At 73.1% G+C, this 21,852-nt stretch carries 16 protein-coding genes; 8 read left to right on the forward strand and 8 right to left on the reverse strand.

Features of this window, described 5'->3' with window-relative positions:
* Positions 1-138: 138 nt before the first annotated feature.
* The 5 genes from ACZ6S5_RS30715 (at position 139) to ctaD (ending at position 5,889) form a co-directional block, all read left to right on the forward strand.
* Entirely contained in the window at positions 139-1,119 is a 981-nt protein-coding gene (locus ACZ6S5_RS30715) for a glucosyl-3-phosphoglycerate synthase (RefSeq protein WP_466005738.1), read from the forward strand.
* A 124-nt stretch (positions 1,120-1,243) separates the two neighbouring features.
* The gene (locus ACZ6S5_RS30720; protein ID WP_466005722.1) at positions 1,244-2,398 is read left to right on the forward strand and encodes a glycosyltransferase; all 1,155 of its coding nucleotides are present in this window, start codon (positions 1,244-1,246) and stop codon (positions 2,396-2,398) included.
* 110 nt (positions 2,399-2,508) lie between these two features.
* Complete coding sequence (locus ACZ6S5_RS30725) at positions 2,509-2,973, forward strand: DUF4383 domain-containing protein (protein WP_466005723.1); 465 nt, start codon at positions 2,509-2,511, stop codon at positions 2,971-2,973.
* 93 nt (positions 2,974-3,066) lie between these two features.
* Complete coding sequence (locus ACZ6S5_RS30730) at positions 3,067-3,798, forward strand: ATP-binding protein (protein ID WP_466005724.1); 732 nt, start codon at positions 3,067-3,069, stop codon at positions 3,796-3,798.
* Positions 3,799-3,885: 87 nt separating this feature from the next.
* Complete coding sequence (gene ctaD, locus ACZ6S5_RS30735; RefSeq protein ID WP_466005725.1) at positions 3,886-5,889, forward strand: aa3-type cytochrome oxidase subunit I; 2,004 nt, start codon at positions 3,886-3,888, stop codon at positions 5,887-5,889.
* A 65-nt stretch (positions 5,890-5,954) separates the two neighbouring features.
* On the opposite strand, the gene ACZ6S5_RS30740 is transcribed toward ctaD, so the two are convergent.
* From ACZ6S5_RS30740 to ACZ6S5_RS30755, 4 genes are all read right to left on the reverse strand, one after another.
* Positions 5,955-7,088: a SigB/SigF/SigG family RNA polymerase sigma factor gene (locus ACZ6S5_RS30740; protein ID WP_466005726.1), complete on the reverse strand. Its 1,134-nt coding sequence runs from the start codon at positions 7,086-7,088 to the stop codon at positions 5,955-5,957.
* 235 nt (positions 7,089-7,323) lie between these two features.
* Complete coding sequence (locus tag ACZ6S5_RS30745) at positions 7,324-8,736, reverse strand: hypothetical protein (protein ID WP_466005727.1); 1,413 nt, start codon at positions 8,734-8,736, stop codon at positions 7,324-7,326.
* A gap of 274 nt (positions 8,737-9,010) precedes the next feature.
* Complete coding sequence (locus ACZ6S5_RS30750) at positions 9,011-10,774, reverse strand: thiamine pyrophosphate-binding protein (protein WP_466005728.1); 1,764 nt, start codon at positions 10,772-10,774, stop codon at positions 9,011-9,013.
* Positions 10,767-11,891, reverse strand: a complete 1,125-nt coding sequence (locus tag ACZ6S5_RS30755) for a baeRF2 domain-containing protein (protein ID WP_466005729.1) — start codon at positions 11,889-11,891, stop codon at positions 10,767-10,769. Before ACZ6S5_RS30755 ends, ACZ6S5_RS30750 begins: the two co-directional genes overlap by 8 nt.
* A 141-nt stretch (positions 11,892-12,032) precedes the next feature.
* On the opposite strand from ACZ6S5_RS30755, the gene ACZ6S5_RS30760 reads away from it, so the two are divergent.
* Both ACZ6S5_RS30760 and ACZ6S5_RS30765 read left to right on the forward strand, forming a co-directional pair.
* A complete protein-coding gene (locus ACZ6S5_RS30760; RefSeq protein ID WP_466005739.1) occupies positions 12,033-12,581 on the forward strand; it encodes a hypothetical protein in 549 nt (182 codons plus the stop codon).
* Positions 12,582-12,702: 121 nt separating this feature from the next.
* Entirely contained in the window at positions 12,703-14,181 is a 1,479-nt protein-coding gene (locus tag ACZ6S5_RS30765) for a glutamate-cysteine ligase family protein (RefSeq protein ID WP_466005730.1), read from the forward strand.
* A 349-nt stretch (positions 14,182-14,530) separates the two neighbouring features.
* Here the strand turns inward: ACZ6S5_RS30765 and ACZ6S5_RS30770 are convergent, their stop codons facing one another.
* The 4 genes from ACZ6S5_RS30770 to glgX are packed head-to-tail and all read right to left on the reverse strand — an operon-like array spanning position 14,531 to position 21,276.
* On the reverse strand, positions 14,531-15,085 hold the full coding sequence (locus ACZ6S5_RS30770) for a GNAT family N-acetyltransferase (protein ID WP_466005731.1): 555 nt from the start codon (positions 15,083-15,085) through the stop codon (positions 14,531-14,533).
* Between the two features lies 1 nt (position 15,086).
* Entirely contained in the window at positions 15,087-16,820 is a 1,734-nt protein-coding gene (gene treZ / locus ACZ6S5_RS30775) for a malto-oligosyltrehalose trehalohydrolase (protein WP_466005732.1), read from the reverse strand.
* The gene (gene treY / locus ACZ6S5_RS30780; RefSeq protein ID WP_466005733.1) at positions 16,817-19,153 is read right to left on the reverse strand and encodes a malto-oligosyltrehalose synthase; all 2,337 of its coding nucleotides are present in this window, start codon (positions 19,151-19,153) and stop codon (positions 16,817-16,819) included. The genes treZ and treY overlap by 4 nt, the downstream gene beginning before the upstream one ends.
* Before the next feature lie 2 nt (positions 19,154-19,155).
* Complete coding sequence (gene glgX / locus ACZ6S5_RS30785) at positions 19,156-21,276, reverse strand: glycogen debranching protein GlgX (protein WP_466005734.1); 2,121 nt, start codon at positions 21,274-21,276, stop codon at positions 19,156-19,158.
* A 319-nt stretch (positions 21,277-21,595) separates the two neighbouring features.
* On the opposite strand from glgX, the gene ACZ6S5_RS30790 reads away from it, so the two are divergent.
* Positions 21,596-21,852: glycogen/starch synthase (locus tag ACZ6S5_RS30790; RefSeq protein WP_466005735.1), on the forward strand; the 257-nt coding region annotated here is incomplete at its 3' end.

Raw genomic sequence — 21,852 nt, forward strand, 5'->3', positions numbered from 1 at the left:
GGTGCGCTGGTCCTGATCAGGCTGTTAGGCATGATCCGGTTAGCGCGGGCAGCGGATTGGGAACTTCAGGAGCCCGCGTTTCCGCCACGACCTGGGGGTGTGCCCGTGCGGGAAACAGAATCGATCGTCTCACCAGTGGTGGAGGCCTGGGCCACCTACCGGACCACGTCGGCCGACGACTGGCCGGTGCGGCGGCTGCTGCGGGCCAAGGGCGACAGCCGGGTCAGCGTGGTGCTGCCGGCCCGCAACGAGGAAGCCACCGTCGGCGCGATCGTGTCGACGATCCGTGAACATCTGATGGACCGCGTCCCGCTGGTGGACGAGCTGATCGTGGTGGACTCGCGCTCCACCGACCGGACCGCCCAGGTGGCCCGGGCGGCCGGCGCCGAGGTGGTCAGCCAGGACGCGATGACCCGCGGGCTGCCCCGGCTCACCGGCAAGGGCGACGCGCTCTGGGCGGGGCTGGCGGCGGCCGAGGGCGACGTGGTCGCGTTCGTCGACGCCGACCTGCACGAGTTCCGGCCGCACTTCGTCACCGGGCTGATCGGCCCGCTGCTGACCGACCCGTCGGTCGACTTCGTCAAGGGCTTCTACCACCGGCCGCTGGTCGGCGCGACCAGCGTGGAGGCCGACGGCGGTGGCCGGGTGACGGAGCTGATGGCCCGGCCGCTGCTCAACCTCTTCTGGCCGGAACTGGCCGGCTTCGTGCAGCCGCTCGCCGGCGAGTACGCGGGCCGCCGCGAGGTCCTGGAGCGGGTGCCGTTCGTCTCCGGCTACGGGGTGGAGACGGCCATGCTCATCGACCTGCTGGAGCTGGTCGGCCTCGACGCGCTGGCCCAGGTGGACCTCGGTGAGCGCAAGCACCGGCACCAGGACACCGCCGCGCTGGGGCGGATGTCCGCGCAGATCATGCTCACCGCCTGGTCCCGGTTGCAGCGGCGGGGCTGGGCGGCCCCGGGCAGTGCGCCCACCGCGCTGCTGACCCAGTTCCGGCGCGGTGGTTCGGACGCGCTGCCCAACCTGGACCGGGAGATCGTGGTCAGCGACGTGTCCATCGAGGAGCGTCCGCCGCTGGCGCAGCTGCGCCACCGGGTGCCCCGACGCCGGGTCGCGGCGTGAGGTCACCGGGCAGCGGAGGCGGGGGCCGGTCCACCGGACCGGCGGGTGACGGCCGGCCCGCGGGGCCGGTCGCTGGCACGCGGAGGGCCGACGGGGGCGCCGCCGAGGGAAGGAACGCCGCACGATGAGTCTCACCGTCCTGATGAACGCGGGTCCGTGGTTGTCCGTCCCGCCGCCCGGCTACGGCGGCATCGAGAACGTGGTGGCCACCCTCGTGCCGGAGCTGCGCAAGCTCGGCGTACGGGTGGTGCTCGCCTCGGTGGAGACCAGCACGCTGCCGGTCGACGAGAAGCTCTGGGTCTTCCCGGACGGGCAGTTCCACGCCCTCCAACGCCCCTACAACCAGGTCTGCGGGATCTCCCAGGCGCACCTCAACGGAGTGGTCCGGGAGCTGCACACCCGCGACGACCTCGACCTGGTGCACGACCACGTGGAGGCGGTCGGCCTGGCCACCATGGCCGCGATGGGTCCGGACGCCCCGCCGGTGCTGCACACCCTGCACTGGGACCTGGCCAAGCACCCGGAGCTGTACGGCAACCTCGACGGCGGCGACCGGGTCCGGGTCAACGGGGTCTCCGCCTCGCAGCTGGCCCGCGCGCCCCGGGCCCTGCAGGAGCACTCGGTGGGGCACGTGCACCTGTCCACGCCCCTCGCGGTGGGCGCGGACCGCCGGCGGGCCGGGGAGAAGGGCGACTATCTGCTGATCCTGGGCCGGATCAACCCGGGCAAGGGGCAGGACCTCGGGGCCCGGCTGGCGCAGCGGGTCGGCTTCCCGCTGGTGCTCGCCGGCCCGGTCGGGCCATACCACCGGCCGGAGGATCTGGCCGCTGCCGGCGACGAGGCCCGGCAGAACCCGGATGTCCGGTTCTTCTACGACAACGTCGCCCCGTACGTGGACGGCGACCTGGTCCGCTGGGTCGGCACGGTCGCCGGGCAGGAGCGGGACGACCTGCTCGCCGGGGCCCGGGCCTCGCTGTTCCCGCTGCGTTGGGAGGAGCCGGGCGGCACCGCGGTGGTCGAGTCCCTCGCGCTCGGCACGCCCGTGGTGGCCGTCGCCCGCGGCTGCCTGCCGGAGCTGATCGAGCACGGCCGCACCGGCCTGCTCACCACCGACGAGGAGGAGCTCGGCGACCTGGTGCTGGCCGCCGACCTGCTCGACCCGGACGAGTGCCGGCGGGAGGCGGCGGCCCGGTTCACCCCGGCCCTGATGGCGCAGCGGTACGTCGAGCTGTACGAGCGGGTCGGGCAGCTCGCCACCCGGCCGTTGCAGCCCGCCTGAGCCGTACCGTCGTCCGGCCCGGTCGGCCACGTGCGGCCGGGCCGGACGCGCGTTTGCCGCCGGTGGCCCCGGGAATGCCGTCCGGTCCCTGCCAGGCTGAGGAGGTCGGCGTGACGAACGCGATGGCGCACTCGCGGGGGCGACGCAACCCCGCCGACGGCCGCGCGCCGGTCCGCCGGGCCGCCGCCACCCTCGGCGTGATCTTCCTGGTGATCGGCGTGCTGGGCTTCATCCCCGGCATCACCAGCAACTACGGCGACCTGTACTGGGCCGGGCACCAGTCGGAGGCGAAGCTGCTGGGCGTGTTCCAGGTCTCGGTGCTGCACAACATCGTGCACCTGCTCTTCGGGGTGGCCGGGCTGGCGCTGGCCCGGACGGTCTCCGGAGCCCGGACCTTCCTGGTCGGCGGCGGGGCGATCTACCTGGTGATCTGGCTCTACGGCCTGGTGATCGACCACGGCAGCGCCGCCAACTTCATCCCGGTCAACGGCGCCGACAACTGGCTGCACTTCCTGCTCGGGTTCGGGATGATCGCGCTCGGCCTGGCCACCACCCGGGGCATGACGCGCCGCTGAGCAAGCCGGCGCGGTCGGCCTGTCCGGTTTCACCTGCCCCGGTCACGGGTACCTCCTAGGTCCGACGGACGAGACTGAAACGAGGGGCCCTGGATGTCGACCCGGATCAGCTGCGAGGTCCGCGACGAGGCGCCGGTCACCGTCGTACGGCTGGCCGGCGCGCTGGACCTGGCCACCATGCGGTCCGTGCACGGTGTGCTGGCGGAGTGCCTGGCCGCCCAGCCGGACGCGCTCGTGGTCGACCTGGAGAAGCTCGAGTTGACCGACCCGCTGGCGCTCTCCGTCTTCGCCGCCGCCGCCCGGCGCGCCGCCGACTGGCCGGCGGTGCCGATGGTGCTCTGCGCCCCGCCGCCGGACGCCGCCGCCTGGCTCGCCGAGTCCACCGCCTGCCGGGTGGTGCCGGTACGCCGGGACTGCGCCGAGGCGGCCGCCCTCGCCGGCACGGCCGTCGCGCCCCGGCTGCGGGCCCGGCTGGAGCCGGTCGCCGGGGCCTGCCGCCGGGCCCGTGAGCTGGTCACCGACGCGTGCGGCCGGTGGAACGTCCCGGAGCTGGCCGGCCCGGCCTCGCTGGTGCTCACCGAGCTGGTCGGCAACGTGGTCCGGCACGCGGGCACCCCGATGCAGGTGACCCTGACCCTGCGCAGGCCGTACCTGCGGGTGGCCGTGATGGACGGCAGCCCGGCCGACGCGCGTGCCGCGACCGACCACGACCTGCGGGCGGAGGGCGGGCGCGGGCTGATGCTGGTCCGCGAGCTGACCCAGCGCTGGGGCAGCGCGCCGGCCGGGGCCGGAAAGGTCGTCTGGGCAATGCTACCGGCGAACTGACCGAAATTACCGCTCTCGCCTGGTTTCATGGGCAGAGGGTCGGGTAGGCGTGCCCGTCCTTTCTGCCGTCACGACGGGGTGAGAGCTATGCCCAAGCGGGTAGTCACGGAGCCGGCACGGGACCGGGGGCCGGCGATCCTCGCGCCGGCCCACTTCGGGGGATATCCCGGGCCGGTCCGCGAGGTGATCAAGGGCAATTCGCTGTGGCGGCTGTTGCGGACCACCGACGCGAAGCTCATCGGCCTGCTCTATCTGGCGACGTCGTTCCTGTTCTTCCTGATCGGCGGAGTGCTGGCGCTGCTGCTGCGCGCCGAGTTGGGCCGTCCCGGGATGCAGTTCCTCTCCCCCGAGCAGTACAACCAGGCGTTCACCATGCACGGCACGATCATGCTGCTGTTCTTCGCGACGCCGCTGGTGTTCGCGTTCGGCAACTACATCGTCCCGCTGCAGATCGGCGCGCCGGACGTCTCGTTCCCGCGGCTGAACGCCTTCGCGTACTGGTTGTACCTCTTCGGCGGGTCGATGCTCATGGCCAGCTTCTTCACTCCCGGCGGAGCCGCGGACTTCGGCTGGTTCGCGTACACGCCGTTGAGCACGGCGCAGCACAGTCCGGGCGTGGGCGGGAACATGTGGGTGGTCGGGCTGGCGCTCTCCGGCCTCGGCACCATCCTCGGCGCGGTCAACATGATCACGACGGTCATCACGCTGCGCGCGCCCGGGATGACGATGTTCCGGATGCCGATCTTCACCTGGAACATCCTGCTCACCAGCGTGCTGGTGATCTTCATCTTCCCGCTGCTCGCCGCCGCCCTCCTGGCGCTGGGGTCGGACCGCATCCTGCACTCGCACGTCTACGATCCGACCACCGGCGGGCCGTTGCTCTGGCAGCACCTGTTCTGGTTCTTCGGGCATCCCGAGGTCTACGTCGTGGCGCTGCCGTTCTTCGGCATCATCACCGAGATCATCCCGGTCTTCTCCCGCAAGCCGATCTTCGGTTACACCGGTCTGGTGCTCGCCACCATCTCGATCACCGTGCTGTCGATGAGCGTCTGGGCGCACCACATGTTCGTCACCGGTCAGGTGCTGCTGCCGTTCTTCAGCATCCTGAGCTACCTGATCGCGGTGCCCACCGGGGTGAAGTTCTTCAACTGGATCGGCACCATGTGGAAGGGCCAGATCACCTTCGAGACGCCGATGCTCTTCGCCGTCGGCTTCCTGGTCACCTTCCTGTTCGGCGGCCTCACCGGGGTGCTGCTGGCCAGCCCGCCGGTGGACTTCCACGTCTCCGACACCTACTTCGTGGTGGCGCACTTCCACTACGTGCTCTTCGGCACAATCGTGTTCGCCGCCTTCGGCGGCGTCTACTTCTGGTTCCCGAAGATGACCGGGCGGCTGCTCGACGAGCGGCTCGGCAAGGTCCACTTCTGGACCATGTTCGTCGGCTTCCACATGACGTTCCTGGTCCAGCACTGGCTGGGCAACGAGGGGATGCCCCGGCGGTACGCCGACTACCAGCCCACCGACGGATTCACCACGCTGAACGAGATCTCGACCATCGGGTCGTTCATCCTCGGCGCGTCCACGCTGTTCTTCATCTACAACGTCTGGAAGTCCTGGCGGTACGGCGCGCAGGTGACCGTCGACGACCCGTGGGGCTACGGCAACTCCCTCGAGTGGGCCACCACCTGCCCGCCCCCGCTGCGCAACTTCGACCGGATGCCGCGGATCCGCTCCGAGCGGCCCGCCTTCGACGCCAAGTACGGCCCGCTCGTCGCCAACCTGGGCCGGGACCTGCCACAGCGGACCACCCGGCCGCCGCAGCGGATGGCCGAGGAACTGCGGCACGTGCCCTACGTCCCGGAGGCGCCGGCCGCCGAGGGCGCGCACGGCGCCCGCGAGGCCGTCGAATACACCCCGGCACCGCAGTCCGGCGCGCGGCCGGTCGAGGTGCCGGCGCCGGAGGAGGTGCTGCGGCCCAGCTTCGAGGAGACCGACGAGCCGGAGGAGACCCAGCTGGGCCCGCAGCGCAGCGAGCCGACGAACCCCCGCTGGGAGCACCCCCGCGGGCACGGGGACACCCCGGAGCGCTGAGCGGGCCACCGCAGGAAGGAGGGCCGGCGCCGTCGGGCGCCGGCCCTCTCGCTTGGCGTACGGACTCAGTCCGGCGCGGGCAGGCCGGCGGCGGCGAGCGAGCGGCGTACCGCCGGCTGCACCCGGGTCAGCCGCAGCGGCACCCCGGTCCGGGCCGCCGCGTCCCGGCCGGCCATCAGCGCGGCGATGCCACCGGCGTCGAAGCCGCCCGCGCCGACCAGGTCGACCACCACCTCGCGGGGCTGCCCGGTCACCGCCTCCAGCATCGCCTTACGGAGCTGGTCCGCGCCGTCCCGGTCGACCTCCCCGCCGACCTCGACGACCACCCGGTCACCGTTCTGCTTGACCGAGATCCTCGACCTGGCCGGCTCGGCCTCGGCCGCGCCGTTCTGCCACGGCGGCGGGGCGTCGGCGAGCATCGCCTGGCGCAACCAGGTCAGGGCGCGGGAGAGCAGCCGGGAGACGTGCATCTGGGAGATGCCGAACCGGGCAGCGATCTCGGCCTGGGTCTGGTTGCCGTAGAAGCGCATGGCCAGGATCCGCCGCTCCCGCCAGGGCAGGCGGTGCAGCAGGCCGGCGACGGTGACCCGGTCGTCCACCGATTCCAGGGCGTTGTCCGACTCGCCCACCAGGTCGCCGAACTCGGCGGAACTCTCCCCACCGACCGGCGCGTTCAGCGAGGCCGGGCTGTAGCCGGCGGCCGACTCCAGCGCGGCGAGGATCTCCTCCTCCGGCGTCTCCAGCCGCTCAGCCAGCTCGGCGACGCTCGGCGCCCGCGACAGCTCGCTGGTGAGCGCCGCGGTGGCCTGCCCGACCTCCAGGATCAGGTCCCGCAGCCGGCGGGGCACGTGCACGCCCCAGGTGCGGTCTCGGAAATGCCGCTTGATCTCGCCGACGATGGTGATCGCCGCATACGCGGTGAAGGAACCCCGTTCCGGGTCGTACCGGTCGACGGCGTTTACCAGGCCGAGGCGGGCCACCTGCTCCAGGTCCTCCAGCGGTTCCCCGCGACCCCGGTAGCGGCGGGCCAGCCGGCCGGCGAAGGGCAGCGCGAAGCGGACGAGATCGTCCCGCGCCTCCTGCCGCCGCTCGGGCGGCAGCCCCGCGATCCGTGCCGCGTACGCCAGGGCCGCCGCGTCGAGGTCCTCCAGGCCCCGCTCCGTGGGTGGTGGTGTGGGTGTGGTGGTCTGTCCGAACATCCGCGCCTCCCTCAGGAAGGTGTCCCCCGCCCGGATTGGGAAGACCGGTCGTGCGCGTGGTCGGGCCACGCACCGGGCCGGAAGTGGGTTACGTGACGGAACGCCAGGAACGGTCGACGGGCTCGCCACATCGGCGTCGTGGGCCGTCGCAGCGAGCGGTGTTCCCGCTCCGTAGGTACTCAATCACGGACCGCAGGATCGCGAGGATGATTCGCCCTTGTTGGTGGCCGGGGCCTCAGGAGACCAGCAACCCCTGGTGGGCGCCCGCGTCGTGGAGGGCCGCGAGGGCCTCGGCCATCCCGAGCGGCGCCGGGACCGGCAGGTCGTACGGCTGGTTGCGCAACACTTCCGTGGCACGCCGGGTCGGCACCTGGCTGACCGGGTAGCCGCGCGCCGAGCCCCGGTCCAGCGCCCGCCGCCGGCGCCCGAACGCCGCGACGGCGAGCCACTGCGGCAGGCCGGCCAGGGCGGGTGAGCGGACCCCGGGCGGCTCGGGCAACACGTCGACCGAGCTGAACGGCTCGCTCCCGGCGAGCCACATCTCCACCCCGTCCACCCGCCGCCGGGTCGCGTTCTCGCACCAGTACGGCACCAGCCCGGCCCGGATCACCTGCCACGGGTCGAGCAGCCGTCCGCACTCGACCACCAGGCGGTTGCCGGTCTTGCCGGCCCGGCGCAGCCAGTGCCGGTAGACGTCGGCGGTCGCGGCGCTGAGCACGTCCGGCTGCGGGACGAGCACCCGGTGCAGCCGGTGCCCCCGCCGGGCGGTCCAGCTCCGCAGGCCCTGCTCGAAACCGGACTCCACGCCGTGCTCCGCGTACGCCTGCGGGCAGGAGACGTCCGGCGGCGCCCAGCCCGCCCCGTCCGCCCCTGCGGACCGGAGCACCTGCCGCAGCGCGTGGGCGTCAGGGTGGAAGTCCACCGGGTCGAGGCCGCTGGCCGGGGAGCCGACCTGGAAGCTGTGCCCGCGCCCCTCGTCCAGCACCGGCCAGGTGCGGGCGTCGTGCAGCAGCAGCACCGGCGCGCCGGGTTCCAGTCGCTCGACCAGGAAACGGACATACGCCCCGGGCAGCACGCGCCAGCGCACCGCGAGCGACACCGTGGCACCGGCGGCCGCGCCCCGGCTGGCCGGGCAGTGCACCTGGCGAACGTGCACACCGGGGTTGCCGGCCAGCAGGCGGCCGGCGAGCGCGGCGCCGTGGTCCAGCGCGGCGGCGGGCCGGTCCACCGTCCCCCGGGGCCAGTGCACGGTCATCTCGAAGGCGGCGGGCAGCCAGGGCACACCCAGGGCCACCGCGAGGTGCACCGCGGAGCCGTGCGGCGAGCCCAGCACCACCCCCGGCCACCGCCGGGCCGGGTACTGGTCGGCGATCCAGCCCGCCACCCGCTCGGTGTCCACCTCGGCAACCCGGGCCGGGGTCAGCGCGAGCCGCCCGGCGGCCCGGACGGCGGCGGCCCGGCGCACCGGCTCGGGCGCCCCGGTGAACCGGGTGAAGGCGCCGGCCTGTCCCACGTCGGCACAGTCGTCGCCGCGCAGCGCCCGGACGGTCGCCGCGAGCAGCACCCGGGCCGTGCTGCCGGCCGCCACGATCCGGTCTCCGGCCAGGGCGACCCCGTCGGCCGTCGACCCCACGGGCCCCTTCCGCACCGACCCCACCGCGCCTCGTTCGCTCACCACGCGCCCGGGCTTCCCGTCCCTCTGGGGTCTAAACGGGGCATCCCCCCACGGGACGGACCAACCCTCCGGGTGTCCGTCGGCAGGGCGCTGACCACTCACCGGCCCCAGGCGCGGCCACTCGCCGTGCCCCGCCGACCCGGGCCGCAACGGGTCGCCATCGGTTACGACGTTGATGACGCGGACGACTCACCAAGCGCAGGGCACGGTGAGTCGTCCGCGTCATCAGGTTAGACGGCGGGCGGGTTCAGACCAGGTCCTCGGCCTCCACGGCGGTACGGCGGTCCAGCATCTGCTCCCGTACCCGGCGGGCGGCGTCCCCGTCGGCGAAGAGGCCGCGCAGGTCGGACAGGGCCGGCTCCGGCGGGTCCAGCGGGACGGCCGGGTCGACCACGGCCTCCAGCACGCTGGGCCGGTCCACGGCGAGGACCTCGTCCCAGGCTGGTCCGACCAGCTCCGGACGGTCCACCCGGACGCCGTGCAGGCCGAGCAGCCGGGCCCACCCGGCGTACGGCACGTCGGGACGCCGGTCGGTGACGGCGCCGGTCGGCTGCCGCCCCCCGCCCATCCCGGACTGGTCGCGGTTGTTGAGCACCAGCACCACCAGCCGCGGATCCCGCCACTCCTGCCAGTGGTGCGCCACCGTGATCAGCTCGGCCAGGCCGTTGAGCTGCATCGCCCCGTCGCCGAGCAGGGCGAGCACCGGCTCGTCGGGGCGGGCCAGCTTGGCGGCCACCGCGTACGGCAGGGCGCAGCCCATCGAGCCGAGCGTGCCGCAGAGCTGCGCCCGGACCCCGGGCGGTAGTTGCAGGTGCCGGGCGTACCAGTAGATGACCGAGCCGACATCCACCGCCACGGCACCTCGCGGCGGCATCCGGGCGGCCAGTTCGTGCACCACGAGCTGCGGATTCACCGGCTCGGCCGGGGTCGCGGCCCGCTCGGCGGCGGCCTCCCGCCAGCGGTCCACCGAGGCCTCGACCACGGTCCGCCACTGCGGGTTGGGCCGGTCCGGCACCCGGCCGAGCAGCGCCCGCAGCGTCTCGGCCGCGTCGCCCACCAGCGGCACGTCCACCGGGTAGCGGGTGCCGATCCGCCGGCCGTCGATGTCGATCTGGATGGTCCGCACCTGGCCCGGCAGCGGGAACCAGTCGGTCCACGGGTCGTTGGTGCCGACCAGTAGCAACGTGTCGCAGCCGCCCATGAGTTGGGCGGCGGCCGTGGTGCCCACCTCGCCGAGCACGCCGGTGTGGAACGGCAGCCGCTCGTCCAGCACCGGCTTGCCGAGCAGCGACGTCGCCACGCCCGCGCCGAGCCGGTCGGCCAGCGCGACGATCTCGTCCGCCGCGCCGTGCGCCCCCTGGCCGACCAGGATCGCCACCCGCTGCCCGGTGACGAGCAGCGAGGCCGCCGCGGCCAGGTCGCCCTCGTGTGGCAGCACCCGGGCCAGCGGCTCGCCGGGGGTCGCCGAGACCACGCCGGCGGTCTGCGGCGGCAGATCGGGCACGGTGGCCACCTGCAACGCGTACGGCAGCACCACGCAGGTCGGGCTGCGGGTCGCGGCCGCGGTGCGGAACGCCTGGTCGAGCAGCGCCGGCACCTGGCCGGGTGTCCGCCCGTACCGGACGAACTGGTTGCACACGTCGCCGAAGAGCCGGCTCAGCCCGATCTCCTCGTGCGCGCCGCCGAGCGGCCCGGTGATGTCCTCGCCGACGATCGCCACCACCGGCTTGCTGTCCAGCTTGGCGTCGTAGAGCCCGTTGAGCAGGTGCACCGCGCTCGGCCCCTGGGTGGCCAGGCAGACCCCGATCTCGCCGGTGAACTTGGCGTGGCCGGTGGCCATGAACGCCGCGGTCTCCTCGTGCCTGGCGGGGATGAACTGCGGATCCCCGCCGGCGGCGTCCAGCGCGGCCACCAGGGGGGCGATCGCCGCCCCCGGGTAGCCGAACGCCCGGGGGACCCGCCAGGCGCGCAGGCGCTCGACGACCAGGTCCACCACCGTACGGTCAGCCATTGCCCCGCCCGGGCGTGCTCGCGTCGACGTATCGGAGCACCGCGCCGACCCCGTCGGTGAGTTCCGGCGCCTCCTCCGGCGCGAGCACGGTGAGCTCGGCGTCGGTGCCGACCAGCGCGCGCAGCAGCGCGGCGTCGGCCCGGACCCGTTGTGGGTCGGTCACCGACATCGCCGTCAACTGCTGCGGGTCGGTGGCGATCTCGGTCGGTTCGGGACCGACCCAGAGCTCCCCGTCGGCGGCCGGGTCGTCCACGATCAGCATCGTGTCGACCTGGTTGCGTTGCAGGGCGGAGACGACCGCGTCCAGGCCGGCCCCGACGTCCTCCTGCACGCCGAACCGGTCCAGCGCGGTGCTGATCCGCTGGTCGGCGACCTCGGCGATGGTCTGCACGGTGAGGTCGTCCATCGCCATCGGGTCGGCGCCCCGGCTACGGGATCCGGCGTCCGTCCGCACCAGCACGTCCTGCCAGCGCTCCGGCAACTGGGCGGCGATCATGCCGGTGGCCCGGATGTCCCCGGCCACCACCACCACGTCCGCGCCGACCTTGTCGGCCAGCTCGGCGGTGGCCGCGGCGGCGTCGCCGGCGTTGTGGTGCCACGCCTCCATCGCCGCGCGCTGGTAGCGGGACTGGGACCACCCGCCGGGCTTGACCTGGTGTAGCTGGTAGCTCTCCCGTCCGACGATGTGCGCCTTCCGGGGCACCCCGCCGGCGCTGACCGCGATCGCGTCCGCGCCGATGCGATCGGCCAGCACCCGCACCCAGGCGATCTGCTCGCCCCGCTGGGCGACCAGCGGCATGGTGTGCGGCAGGGCGGACCAGGTGGCGAGGTCCCGCAGCGGCGGCGCGGAGAGGTACTCGGTCAGCACCACCCGGCCCCGGTTGGCGAAGACGGCGATGCCGTAGTCCCCCGGCATCGGGTCGTGCCGACGCACGACCTCCTCGACCGCCTCGATGGTCACCTGGTCGCCGCCCTGCTCCAGCAGGTGCCCCTTGAGGGACCGCCAACGCAGGTCGACGGCGGGCCGTGAGTCGTGGGTGTCCCGGGAGGCGTCCAGGTACACCGAACACCACGGCCCCGGACGGTCGTAGAGCGGGCGCAGGAAGGACAGCTGCATGCTCGACCCCTTTCCAGCTCGGCCGCACGCATACCCAGGCCGCCCGGGATGTCACCTGGCCGGCCGGCCGCGTGACCGGAGTTCATTCACGTCGTTCAACCCGAATGGTCGATACCATCGGTGAACGGAACGGGACTCTGGGTGGTGAACATGGACACGGAGTTGCACCCCCGGCGCGTCGTCCTGCCGGCGGAGCGCATCGTCACCGGGCGGCTGGTCCGGCTCATGGAGGGGTACGCCCGCGAGGTGCGGGTCGGGCAGCCCGCCCTGGTCGCGGTGCTGACCGCGGCCGGCGTGGTGGGGCTGCTGATGCGGGTGGCCCGCGCGCTGCTCAGCAGCGGTGGCGGGGGCGCCCGGCGCAGCTTCAAGGAGCTGAAGAAGGGCCCCGAGTTCCTGGTCACCCCGGTCCGGGTACGCGACACCGCGGACCGGCTGCTGGAGGTGGAGCTGCACGGCCACCTGCCGCAGAGCGCCCTGCACCCCGGCGACCACGTGCAGCTCACGCTGCGCCCGCAGCGCGACGCGGACCTGCCGCCGCGGATCGAGCGGATCGTCAACCTGACCACGGGGCAGTTGCTGACGCCGCGGACCGCGACGGTCTGGTCCCATCTGGGCCCGCCGCTGCTGCTCCAGGCGGCCCTGGGCGCGCTGCTGGCGCTGGGCCTCGCCGCCTGCTCGGTGCTGACCTGACCCGGACATGCGACGGGGGGTCACCGCGGCCATCGTTGGGTAGATAAAAGGTCCATCGGGCCTTCCCTGCCCCGCCGTCCCGTGCGAGGTTAGGGAAACCAGCGGTGACAGGGCGGTGACCATGGGCGAGGACGTCGGCGCGCGGACCTTCAGCCGGGAGGACCGGGCCCGCTACCGGGAGAAGGTGCGGCGCTGCCTGGACGTCTTCGCGGAGATGCTGCGCGAGTCGCGCTTCGACGTGGAACGGCCGATGACCGGGCTGGAGATCGAACTCAACCTGGTCGACGACGACGCTCAGCCCGCCATGCGCAACGCGGACGTGCTCGCCGCGGTGGCCGACCCGAGCTTCCAGACCGAGCTGGGCCAGTTCAACGTGGAGATCAACGTGGCGCCCCGGCGGCTCGCCGGCACCGGCACAGCGCAGTTCGAGCACCACGTGCGGGCCAGCCTGAACGCGGCCGAGGAGAAGGCCCGCACCGTCGACGCGCACATGGTGATGATCGGCATCCTGCCAACCCTGCGGCCCGAGCACCTGACCGCCGCCACCCTCTCGGCGAACCCCCGCTACGCGCTGCTCAACGAGCAGATCTTCGCCGCCCGGGGTGAGGACCTGCCGATCTCCATCACCGGGGTGGAACGGCTGGCCACCACCGCCGACACCATCACCCCCGAGGCGGCCTGCACCAGCACCCAGTTCCACCTCCAGGTGAGCCCCGCCCAGTTCGCCGACCACTGGAACGCCGCCCAGGCGATCGCCGGGGTCCAAGTCGCGCTCGGCGCGAACTCGCCGCTGTTCTTCGGCCGGGAGCTGTGGCGGGAGACCCGGATCCCGCTGTTCCAGCAGGCCACCGACACCCGCTCCGAGGAGATCAAGGCCCAGGGGGTACGCCCGCGGGTCTGGTTCGGGGAACGCTGGATCACCAGCGTCTTCGACCTGTTCGAGGAGAACGTGCGCTACTTCCCGGCGCTGCTGCCGGTCTGCGAACCGGAGGACCCGGCACAGGCCCTGGCCGGTGGCGGGGTGCCCAAGCTCGCCGAGCTACGGCTGCACAACGGCACCATCTACCGGTGGAACCGCCCGGTGTACGACGTGCTGAAGGGCCGCCCGCACCTGCGGGTGGAGAACCGGGTGCTGCCGGCCGGCCCGACCGTGGTGGACACCGTCGCCAACGGCGCCTTCTACTTCGGCCTGGTCCGCGCGCTCGCCGAGTCGGACCGGCCGCTGTGGTCGCAGATGTCGTTCAGCGCCGCCGAGGAGAACTTCAACACCTGCGCCCGGCACGGCATCGATGCCCAGGTGTTCTGGCCGGGACTGGGCTACCTGCCGGTGACCGAACTCGTGCTGCGCCGGCTGCTGCCGCTGGCGTACCACGGGCTGGACCAGTGGGGCCTCGACCCGGGCGAGCGGGACCGGCTGCTCGGGATCATCGAGCAGCGCTGCCTGACCGGGCGCAACGGTGCCACCTGGCAGGTGGAGACCCTGCACCGGCTGGAGTCCGCCGACCACCTGGACCGGCCGCAGGCGCTGAGCCAGGTGGTCCGCCACTACGTCGACCTGATGCACAGCAACCGCCCGGTCCACGAGTGGCCGCTGCCCTGAGGCAGCAGGACGCCTCCCGGTACGGTCCACCGGAGGTCCCGACCGGTAGCTGACCGGGCCCCGGCACGGCATGGCTCCGGCTCCGGCTCCTGCTCCGGCTCCCACCCCATCGACCGTCACCCGGAGCGACCATGCTGCCGCCTCACCCGCAGCCGAACCGCCGCCCGTCACGTCACCCCTGTTCAGGGCGGTGTTGCGTGGATGGCAGCAGAGCAAAGGCGATGAAGGCGGGTCGCCGGAGCGGGAGAGTCCGATCACCGAGCGCGACGAAGGCGACGATGGCGAAGAGTGACCGCCGGTAGCTAGGTTGCCGCTTCCCGGGGCCACGCCGTTGGGGAGGGCCGGTGGGTCAGAGCGGGTTCGGGTCGTCGCGCAGCCGGCTGTAGAGGTACCCGTCGCGCCAGGCGCCGGCCCGGAACTCGCAGGCCCGGACCACGCCCTCCAACTGGAAGCCGGCCTTCTCCAACGACCGCTGCTCGGCGATGTTCTCGGCATGGGTGCCGGCTTGGATCCTCTGCGCCGGGGTGTGTGCGAACAGGTAGTCGCAGAGCAGCGCCTGGGCCCGCCAGCCGATGCCCTGCCCCCGCCACTCGGGCAGCAGCGCGATCCCGATCTCCCAGTACGGCGCGCGTCCGCCGTAGATCCCCCACAGGTAGCTGACGTAGCCGACGGCGGCATCCTCCGACTCGACCTGAACGATCAGGCGGCCGTCCCGCTCGCCGAGGTAGCCGTCCTCGGCGTACCGGCGGGCCGGCACGCCGGCGTCCCGGAAGCCACCCCAGTCCAGCCCGACCAGGCCCGGCTCGGTGAGGAACCGGCGGAACATGGCGAGATCCGGCTCGGCCACCGGCCGCAGCCGGACCCTGCGCCCGTCGGCCGGGCTGCCGGGCGGGTCAGCCGGCACGTCAGAGCGCCACGATCGCCGCCGACTCGGCCGGCAGCTCGAGGCCGTCGCGCATCACGGTCACCCCGCTCTCGGTGGCGAGCAGCACGCTGCGCACCACGCCGGGCAGGTTGATCCGCTGCGGCTTGCCGGCCAGGTTCGCCACCACCAGGCACTCGCCCCGGCGCATCAGCAGGAAGTGGTCGCCGTGCCGGACGTCGACGTTGCCGAGCCGAGGGTCGGACAGGTCTGGGCGGCGCTTGCGCAGGGCGATCAGCCGCCGGTAGAAGTCGTACATCTCGCGGTGTTCGGGCTTGCCCAGCTCGGCCCAGTCCAGCCGCGAGCGGAGGAAGGTCTGCGGATCCTGCGGATCCGGCACCTCGCCCGGCGGCCAGCCGTGCGCGGCGAACTCCCGCTTCCGCCCCGTGGCCACCGCGACCGCCAGCTCCGGCTCCGGGTGGCTGGTGAAGAACTGCCACGGCGTGCTGGCCGCCCACTCCTCCCCCATGAACAGCATCGGGGTGAACGGCGCGGTCATCAGCAGGGTGGCGCCGACCCGCAGCAGCCCGGTGGACAGGGTGGCGGAGATCCGGTCGCCGGTGGCCCGGTTGCCGACCTGGTCGTGGTTCTGCAGGTACGCGACGAACCGGTGGCCGGGCGTCCGCTGCCGGTCCACCGGGCGGCCGTGGCTGCGGTTGCGGAAGCTGGACCAGGTGCCGGCGTGAAAGAAGGCACCGGTGAGCACGTCGGTCAGGCACTCGAGGGAGCCGAAGTCGCCGTAGTAGCCCTGCCGTTCCCCGGTGAGCAGGGTGTGCAGCGCGTGGTGCGCGTCGTCGTTCCACTGCGCGTGCAGGCCGTATCCGCCGGCCTCGCGCGGGGTGATCAACCGGGGGTCGTTGAGGTCGGACTCGGCGATCAGCGACAGCGGCCGCCCGACGTGGGTGGCGAGCGCCTCGACCTCGACCGCGACCTCCTCCAGCAGGTGGGTGGCCCGGGAGTCCGGCATGGCGTGCACGGCGTCCAGTCGCAGCCCGTCGACGTGGTAGTCGCGCAGCCACGTCACGATGCTGTCGACGATGTAGCGGCGTACCCCGTCGGAGTGCGGGCCGTCGAGGTTGACCGTGCGGCCCCAGGGGTTGTTCTGCTCGGCGAGGTACGGCGCGAACATCGGCGCGTAGGCCCCGGAGGGGCCGAAATGGTTGTAGACGACGTCGAGGATCACCCCCAACCCCTTGGCGTGCGCGGCGTCGACCAGGCGCTTGAGCCCGTCCGGCCCGCCGTACGGCTCGTGCGGCGCGTACCAGCAGACCCCGTCGTAGCCCCAGTTGTGCTCGCCGTTGAACGCGTTGACCGGCAGCAGCTCGATCAGGTCCACGCCCAGCTCCACCAGGTGGTCGAGGCGGGCGATGGCCGAGTCGAAGGTGCCCTCGGGGGTGAAGGTGCCGACGTGCAGCTCGTAGAGGACGCTGCCGGGCAGCTGCCGGCCGGTCCAGCCCTGGTCGGTCCAGCGGAAGGCGCTGTGGTCGTAGCGCCGGCTCGGCCCGTGCACGCCCTGCGGCTGCCAGGCCGACCGGGGGTCGGGCAGGGCCTGCTCGTCGTCGTCGAGCAGGAACGCGTAGTCGGTGCCCGGTCCGGCGTCGGACAGCTCGACCCGCCACCAGCCGCCGGGGCCGGAACGCATGTCGTGGTCGGCGACGCCGGGCAGGCGCAACCGGACCCGATGGGCCACGGGCGCCCACACCGTGAACTCGGTCATGCGGCAGCCTCCACGGGGTCGGCGGGAGCCAGCAGGGCGACGGGATAGGTGCTCAACAGATCATCCAGGAGCAGCTCAGACCCACTGTAGACCCGACCGGTGAACATGTCCGTAACCCGATGAACGGAAATCGACAGTCTCGTGTCGCGCCACCCGCCGGCCCGGGCCAGCCGCAGCGGCAGCCGGGTCGCGACCGCGATCGCGCCGCCCCGGTCGAAGGCCACCGCGTGCGCGCCGGCCGGCCCGTGCGCCGGCACCGGCCGGTAGCCGGTGAACAGCTCCGGGTGGTCCCGGCGCAGCCGCAGCGTCCGGGACAGCACGAGCAGCTTGGCCGCGCCGTCCGCCGCCACCGCCGGCCGCTCGCCGGCGTCGAGCCGGGCCAGCGTCTCCCGGCGTACGGCGAAGTCGACCGGGCGGCGGTTGTCCGGATCGACCAGCGAGTTCTCCCAGAGCTCGGTGCCCTGGTAGGTGTCCGGTACGCCGGGCATGGCGAGCTGCACCAGCTTCTGCCCGAGCGAGTTGGACCAGCCCGCCGGGGTGATCTCCCCGGCGAACGCGGTGATCTCGGCGTGCAGGTCCGGGTCGTCGTACATCCGGTCGACGAGGGCGTGCAGCTCCCGCTCGAAGGCCGGGTCGGGGTCGGCCCAGCTGGTCGCCACCGACGCCTCGCGGGCAGCCTTCTCCGCGTACGCGTGCAGCCGCTCCCGCTCGATCGGCCAGGCGCCGACGGCGGTCTGCCAGAACAGGTGGGCGAAGGCCGGGTCGGCCAGCGGCGCCCGGGACATCCAGTCCTGCACCCGATCGGCCCAGCGCCGCGGCAGCTCGGACAGCACGGCGAGCCGGGCCCGGACGTCCTCGCCGCGCTTCGTGTCGTGGGTGGAGAGCGTGGTCATGCTGGCCGGCCAGCGCACCTGCCGGGCGGTGGCGAAGCGGTGGAACTCGGCCGGCGCCACGCCGAAGTGGGCGGGGCTGCCGCCGACCTCGTTGACCGCGACGAACCGACTCCACCGGTAGTACGCCGTGTCCTCCACGCCCTTGGCCATCACCGCGCCGGTGAGCTGCGGGAACCGGGCGGCCAGCTCGTGCCCGGGGTCGCGCAGCCGGGCGGTGACCGCGTCCAGGACGGCGGTCAGGTCGGGGCGGCGCCGGCCGGCCTCGGACCGGGCATCGGCGAGGTGCCGGGCGCCCTCCGGCGGGTAGCCCCGGTAGACCGGGAAGCAGGCTGCCAACTCGGCCAGGGCCGCCCGGGCCTGCTCGGCGGGCAGCTCGGGCACCAGCGCGGCGAGCCGGCTCAGCTCGGCGGCGAGCAGCCGGGTGGCGGCTTCGAGCTTGGTGCGGTGGGTCAGGTCCGGCCAGGAGGTGTGCCGCCCGGTCAGCCGGGTGTCCAGGGCGGTGAAGTAGCCCTCGGCGTCGGGGTCCACGAAGAGGCCACCGGCGGCGGCCAGCGCGTCGTAGCCGGTGGTGCCGTCGACCGGCCAGTCCGGCAGCTCCTCGCCGTACTCGAGGATCTTCTCCACCACCAGCCAGACGTCCGGCGCGGCGGCGCGCAGCCGGACCAGGTAGCCGGCCGGGTCGCGCAGCCCGTCCGGGTGGTCGACCCGGATGCCGTCCAGGTCGCCGGCCCCGGCCCAGCGCAGGATCTCGGCGTGCGTGGCGCGGAACACCTCCGGGTCCTCCACCCGCAGCCCGGCCAGGTCGGAGACGGCGAAAAAGCGGCGGTAGGTCAGCTCGGTGTCGCCGCGCCGCCAGTTGACCAGCTCGTAGTGCTGCCGCTCATGCACCTGACGGGGGGTGCCGTCGGCCGTGCCGTCGGCGATCGGGAAGCGGTGCTCGTGGTAGCGCAGCTCCCCGTCGACCACCTTGAGGTCGTCGAGCGCGTCGGGGGTGTCGGCGAGCACCGGCAGCAGCAGCCGGCCGCGGTCCCAGTCGATGTCGAACCAGTCCGCGTACGCCGATGCCCGTCCCCGGCGCAGCACGTCCCACCAGGCCGGGTTGGCCTCGGGCCGGGCGACCCCGGCGTGGTTGGGGACGATGTCCACGACCAGGCCGAGCCCGGCGGCGCGCAGCGCCCGGACCAGGCGCTGCCGGCCGCCCTCGCCGCCGAGTTCCGGGTTGACCGCCCGGGGGTCGACCACGTCGTAGCCGTGCGCGGAGCCGGGGGTGGCGGTCAGCAGCGGCGCGCTGTAGAGGTGGGTGACGCCCAGCTCGTGCAGGTAGTCGGCGAGCCCGGCGGTGGCGTCGAGGTCGAAGCCGGGCCGCACCTGGACGCGGTAGGTCGACCCCACCCGCGTCGTCGGTGCCGTCGTCTCGTCGGGGCGGGGGGTGTCGGGCATGCTCAGGCCGTCCTCTCCAGGACCAGCAGCGAGCGGTCGGGTACGCAGACGCTGCCGCCCGCCTCGACCACCGTGGTCTTCTCCGGGTCCGGTTCCGCGGTGCTGATGACCAACTCCCACCGCTGCCCGAACTCCGCCGGCGGCAGGGTGAAGTCCAGCGGCGCGTCGTGCGCGTTGAACAGCAGCAGGAAGGAGTCGTCCCGGTGGCGCTGGCCGTACTGGCCGCGTTCCGGGATGCCGTCGCCGTTGACGAAGAGGGCCACCGAGCGGCCGAAGTCGTTGCCCCAGTCCTCGCCGGTCATCTCCCGGCCGTCAGGGGTGTACCAGGCCAGGTCGGGCAGGGCGGAGCCGGCGGCCCGCCCGCCCACCGGCAACCCGGTGAAGAACCGGCGGCGGCGGAACACCTGGTGCCGGGTGCGGAAGTCGGTGAGCCGCCGGACGAAGCTCACCAGCTCCTCGTCGGCGGTCGCCCAGTCGACCCAGGCCAGCTCGCTGTCCTGGCAGTACGCGTTGTTGTTGCCGTGCTGGGTGCGGCCGAGCTCGTCGCCGTGGCCGATCATCGGCACGCCCTGGGAGAGGATCAGGGTGGCCAGGAAGTTGCGCCGCTGCCGGGCGCGCAGGGCGAGCACGCCGGGGTCGTCCGTCTCCCCCTCGACGCCGCAGTTCCAGGAGCGGTTGTGGCTCTCGCCGTCCCGGTTCTCCTCGCCGTTGGCCTCGTTGTGCTTGTCGTTGTACGACACCAGGTCGTTGAGGGTGAACCCGTCGTGGCAGGTGACGAAGTTGATGCTGTGGAACGGGCGGCGCCCGTCGTCCTGGTAGAGGTCGGCGGAGCCGGAGATCCGGGAGGCGAACTCGGCCAGGGTGGCCGGCTCGCCGCGCCAGAAGTCCCGCACGGTGTCCCGGTACTTGCCGTTCCATTCGGTCCACTGGGGCGGGAAGTTGCCGACCTGGTAGCCGCCGGGGCCGACGTCCCACGGCTCGGCGATCAGCTTGACCCGGCCGACCACCGGGTCCTGCTGGACCACCTCGAAGAAGGTGGAGAGTCGGTCCACCTCGTAGAACTCCCGGGCCAGGGTGGCGGCGAGGTCGAACCGGAAGCCGTCCACGTGCATCTCGGTGACCCAGTACCGCAGCGAGTCCATGATCAGCTGGAGTGAGTGCGGGCTGCGCACGTTGAGGCTGTTGCCGGTGCCGGTGTAGTCGACGAAGTAGCGCCGGTCCTCCTCAGCGAGGCGGTAGTAGCTGGGGGTGTCGATGCCCTTGAAGCTCAGCGACGGGCCGAGGTGGTTGCCCTCGGCGGTGTGGTTGTAGACCACGTCGAGGATGACCTCGATGCCGGCCGCGTGCAGCGCCTTGACCATGCCGCGGAACTCCTGCACCTGCTGGCCGAGCCGGCCGAGCGCGGAGTAGCCGTGGTGCGGGGCGAAGAAGCCGATGGTGTTGTAGCCCCAGTAGTTGCGCAGGCCGAGGTCGGCCAGGCGGTGGTCGTGCACGAACTCGTGCACCGGCATCAGCTCGACCGCGGTCACCCCGAGCCGCTTGAAATAGTCGATCATCACGGGTGAGGCGATGGCCGCGTACGTGCCGCGCAACTCCTCGGGGATGCCGGGGTGGCGCATGGTCAGCCCGCGCACGTGCGTCTCGTAGATCACCGAGTGGTGGTACGGGATGCGCGGCGGCTTGTCGTTGCCCCAGTCGAAGTACGGGTTCACCACTACCGACTTGGGCATGAACGGCGCCGAGTCGGTCTCGTTGCGCCGGTCCGGGTCGCCGCCCATCTCGTAGTCGTAGACCGCCGGGTCCCAGGTGATCTCCCCGTCGATCGCCTTGGCGTACGGGTCGAGCAGGAGCTTGTGTGGGTTGCACCGCAGCCCGTTGGCCGGGTCCCACGGGCCGTGCACCCGGTAGCCGTACCGCTGACCGGGCTCGATCCCCGGGACGTACGCGTGCCAGACGTACGCGTCGACCTCGCGCAGCTCGACCCGGCGCTCGGCGCCGGTGTCCCACTCGTCGAACAGGCAGAGCTCGATCCGCTCCGCCACCTCGGAGAAGATCGCGAAGTTGGTCCCCATCCCGTCGTAGGTGGCACCGAGGGGGTAGCTCTCGCCCGGCCAGACCTGCATGTTGCTCCTTCGGCCATGATCATGAGCGCACCGGACGGGCGGACCGCCGGTGCGCACGCCGCTAGTGCCCAGACGTACGCGTCGCCAATCCATCCGTTCGGACCGTAACCCGAATCCACCCTCCTGGCCTCGGCTGGCCTTCCGGGTGTCTTCCGTCACGAACGCCCTTTTCGAGGTGCGGGTCGGCGCGGGATGCCGTTTCCTTGTTCGTGGACGCGCGTGCCCGCGCGGGTCCGCCCGGCCGTTCGGCCACCCTCACCACGCTTCCCACGCCGCCAGTGTCGCCGGCGCGTTCCACCATGCATGGACGGAGATCGATGTGACCACCCTGCGGGTCGGCGCGCAGCCCGCGACCGCGACGGACCGGACCCACCGGCCCACCCTCACCTCCCACCCCACGATCCCGCAGCAGACCGGCGTCCCGCCCCGGACGTCGCGCATCCTCATGCTGTCGTGGGAGTACCCGCCGGTGCTCGTCGGTGGCCTCGGCCGCCACGTGCACGCCCTCTCCGTCGCCCTGGCCGCCGCCGGCCACGAGGTCACCGTCGTCACCCGCCACGCCGAGGGCGCACCACT

This window comes from Micromonospora sp. NPDC051924 (genome assembly GCF_055586005.1).

What these genes read in the sequence shown, in the direction of transcription:
- ACZ6S5_RS30720 (WP_466005722.1), top strand. Translation starts at nt 1,244, where the DNA reads ATGAGTCTCACCGTCCTGATGAACGCGGGTCCGTGGTTGTCCGTCCCG.
- ACZ6S5_RS30750 (WP_466005728.1), bottom strand. Translation starts at nt 10,774, where the DNA reads ATGGCTGACCGTACGGTGGTGGACCTGGTCGTCGAGCGCCTGCGCGCC.
- treZ (WP_466005732.1), bottom strand. Translation starts at nt 16,820, where the DNA reads ATGACCGAGTTCACGGTGTGGGCGCCCGTGGCCCATCGGGTCCGGTTG.
- ctaD (WP_466005725.1), top strand. Translation starts at nt 3,886, where the DNA reads ATGCCCAAGCGGGTAGTCACGGAGCCGGCACGGGACCGGGGGCCGGCG.
- ACZ6S5_RS30755 (WP_466005729.1), bottom strand. Translation starts at nt 11,891, where the DNA reads ATGCAGCTGTCCTTCCTGCGCCCGCTCTACGACCGTCCGGGGCCGTGG.
- ACZ6S5_RS30765 (WP_466005730.1), top strand. Translation starts at nt 12,703, where the DNA reads ATGGGCGAGGACGTCGGCGCGCGGACCTTCAGCCGGGAGGACCGGGCC.
- treY (WP_466005733.1), bottom strand. Translation starts at nt 19,153, where the DNA reads ATGCCCGACACCCCCCGCCCCGACGAGACGACGGCACCGACGACGCGG.
- glgX (WP_466005734.1), bottom strand. Translation starts at nt 21,276, where the DNA reads ATGCAGGTCTGGCCGGGCGAGAGCTACCCCCTCGGTGCCACCTACGAC.
- ACZ6S5_RS30740 (WP_466005726.1), bottom strand. Translation starts at nt 7,088, where the DNA reads ATGTTCGGACAGACCACCACACCCACACCACCACCCACGGAGCGGGGC.
- ACZ6S5_RS30730 (WP_466005724.1), top strand. Translation starts at nt 3,067, where the DNA reads ATGTCGACCCGGATCAGCTGCGAGGTCCGCGACGAGGCGCCGGTCACC.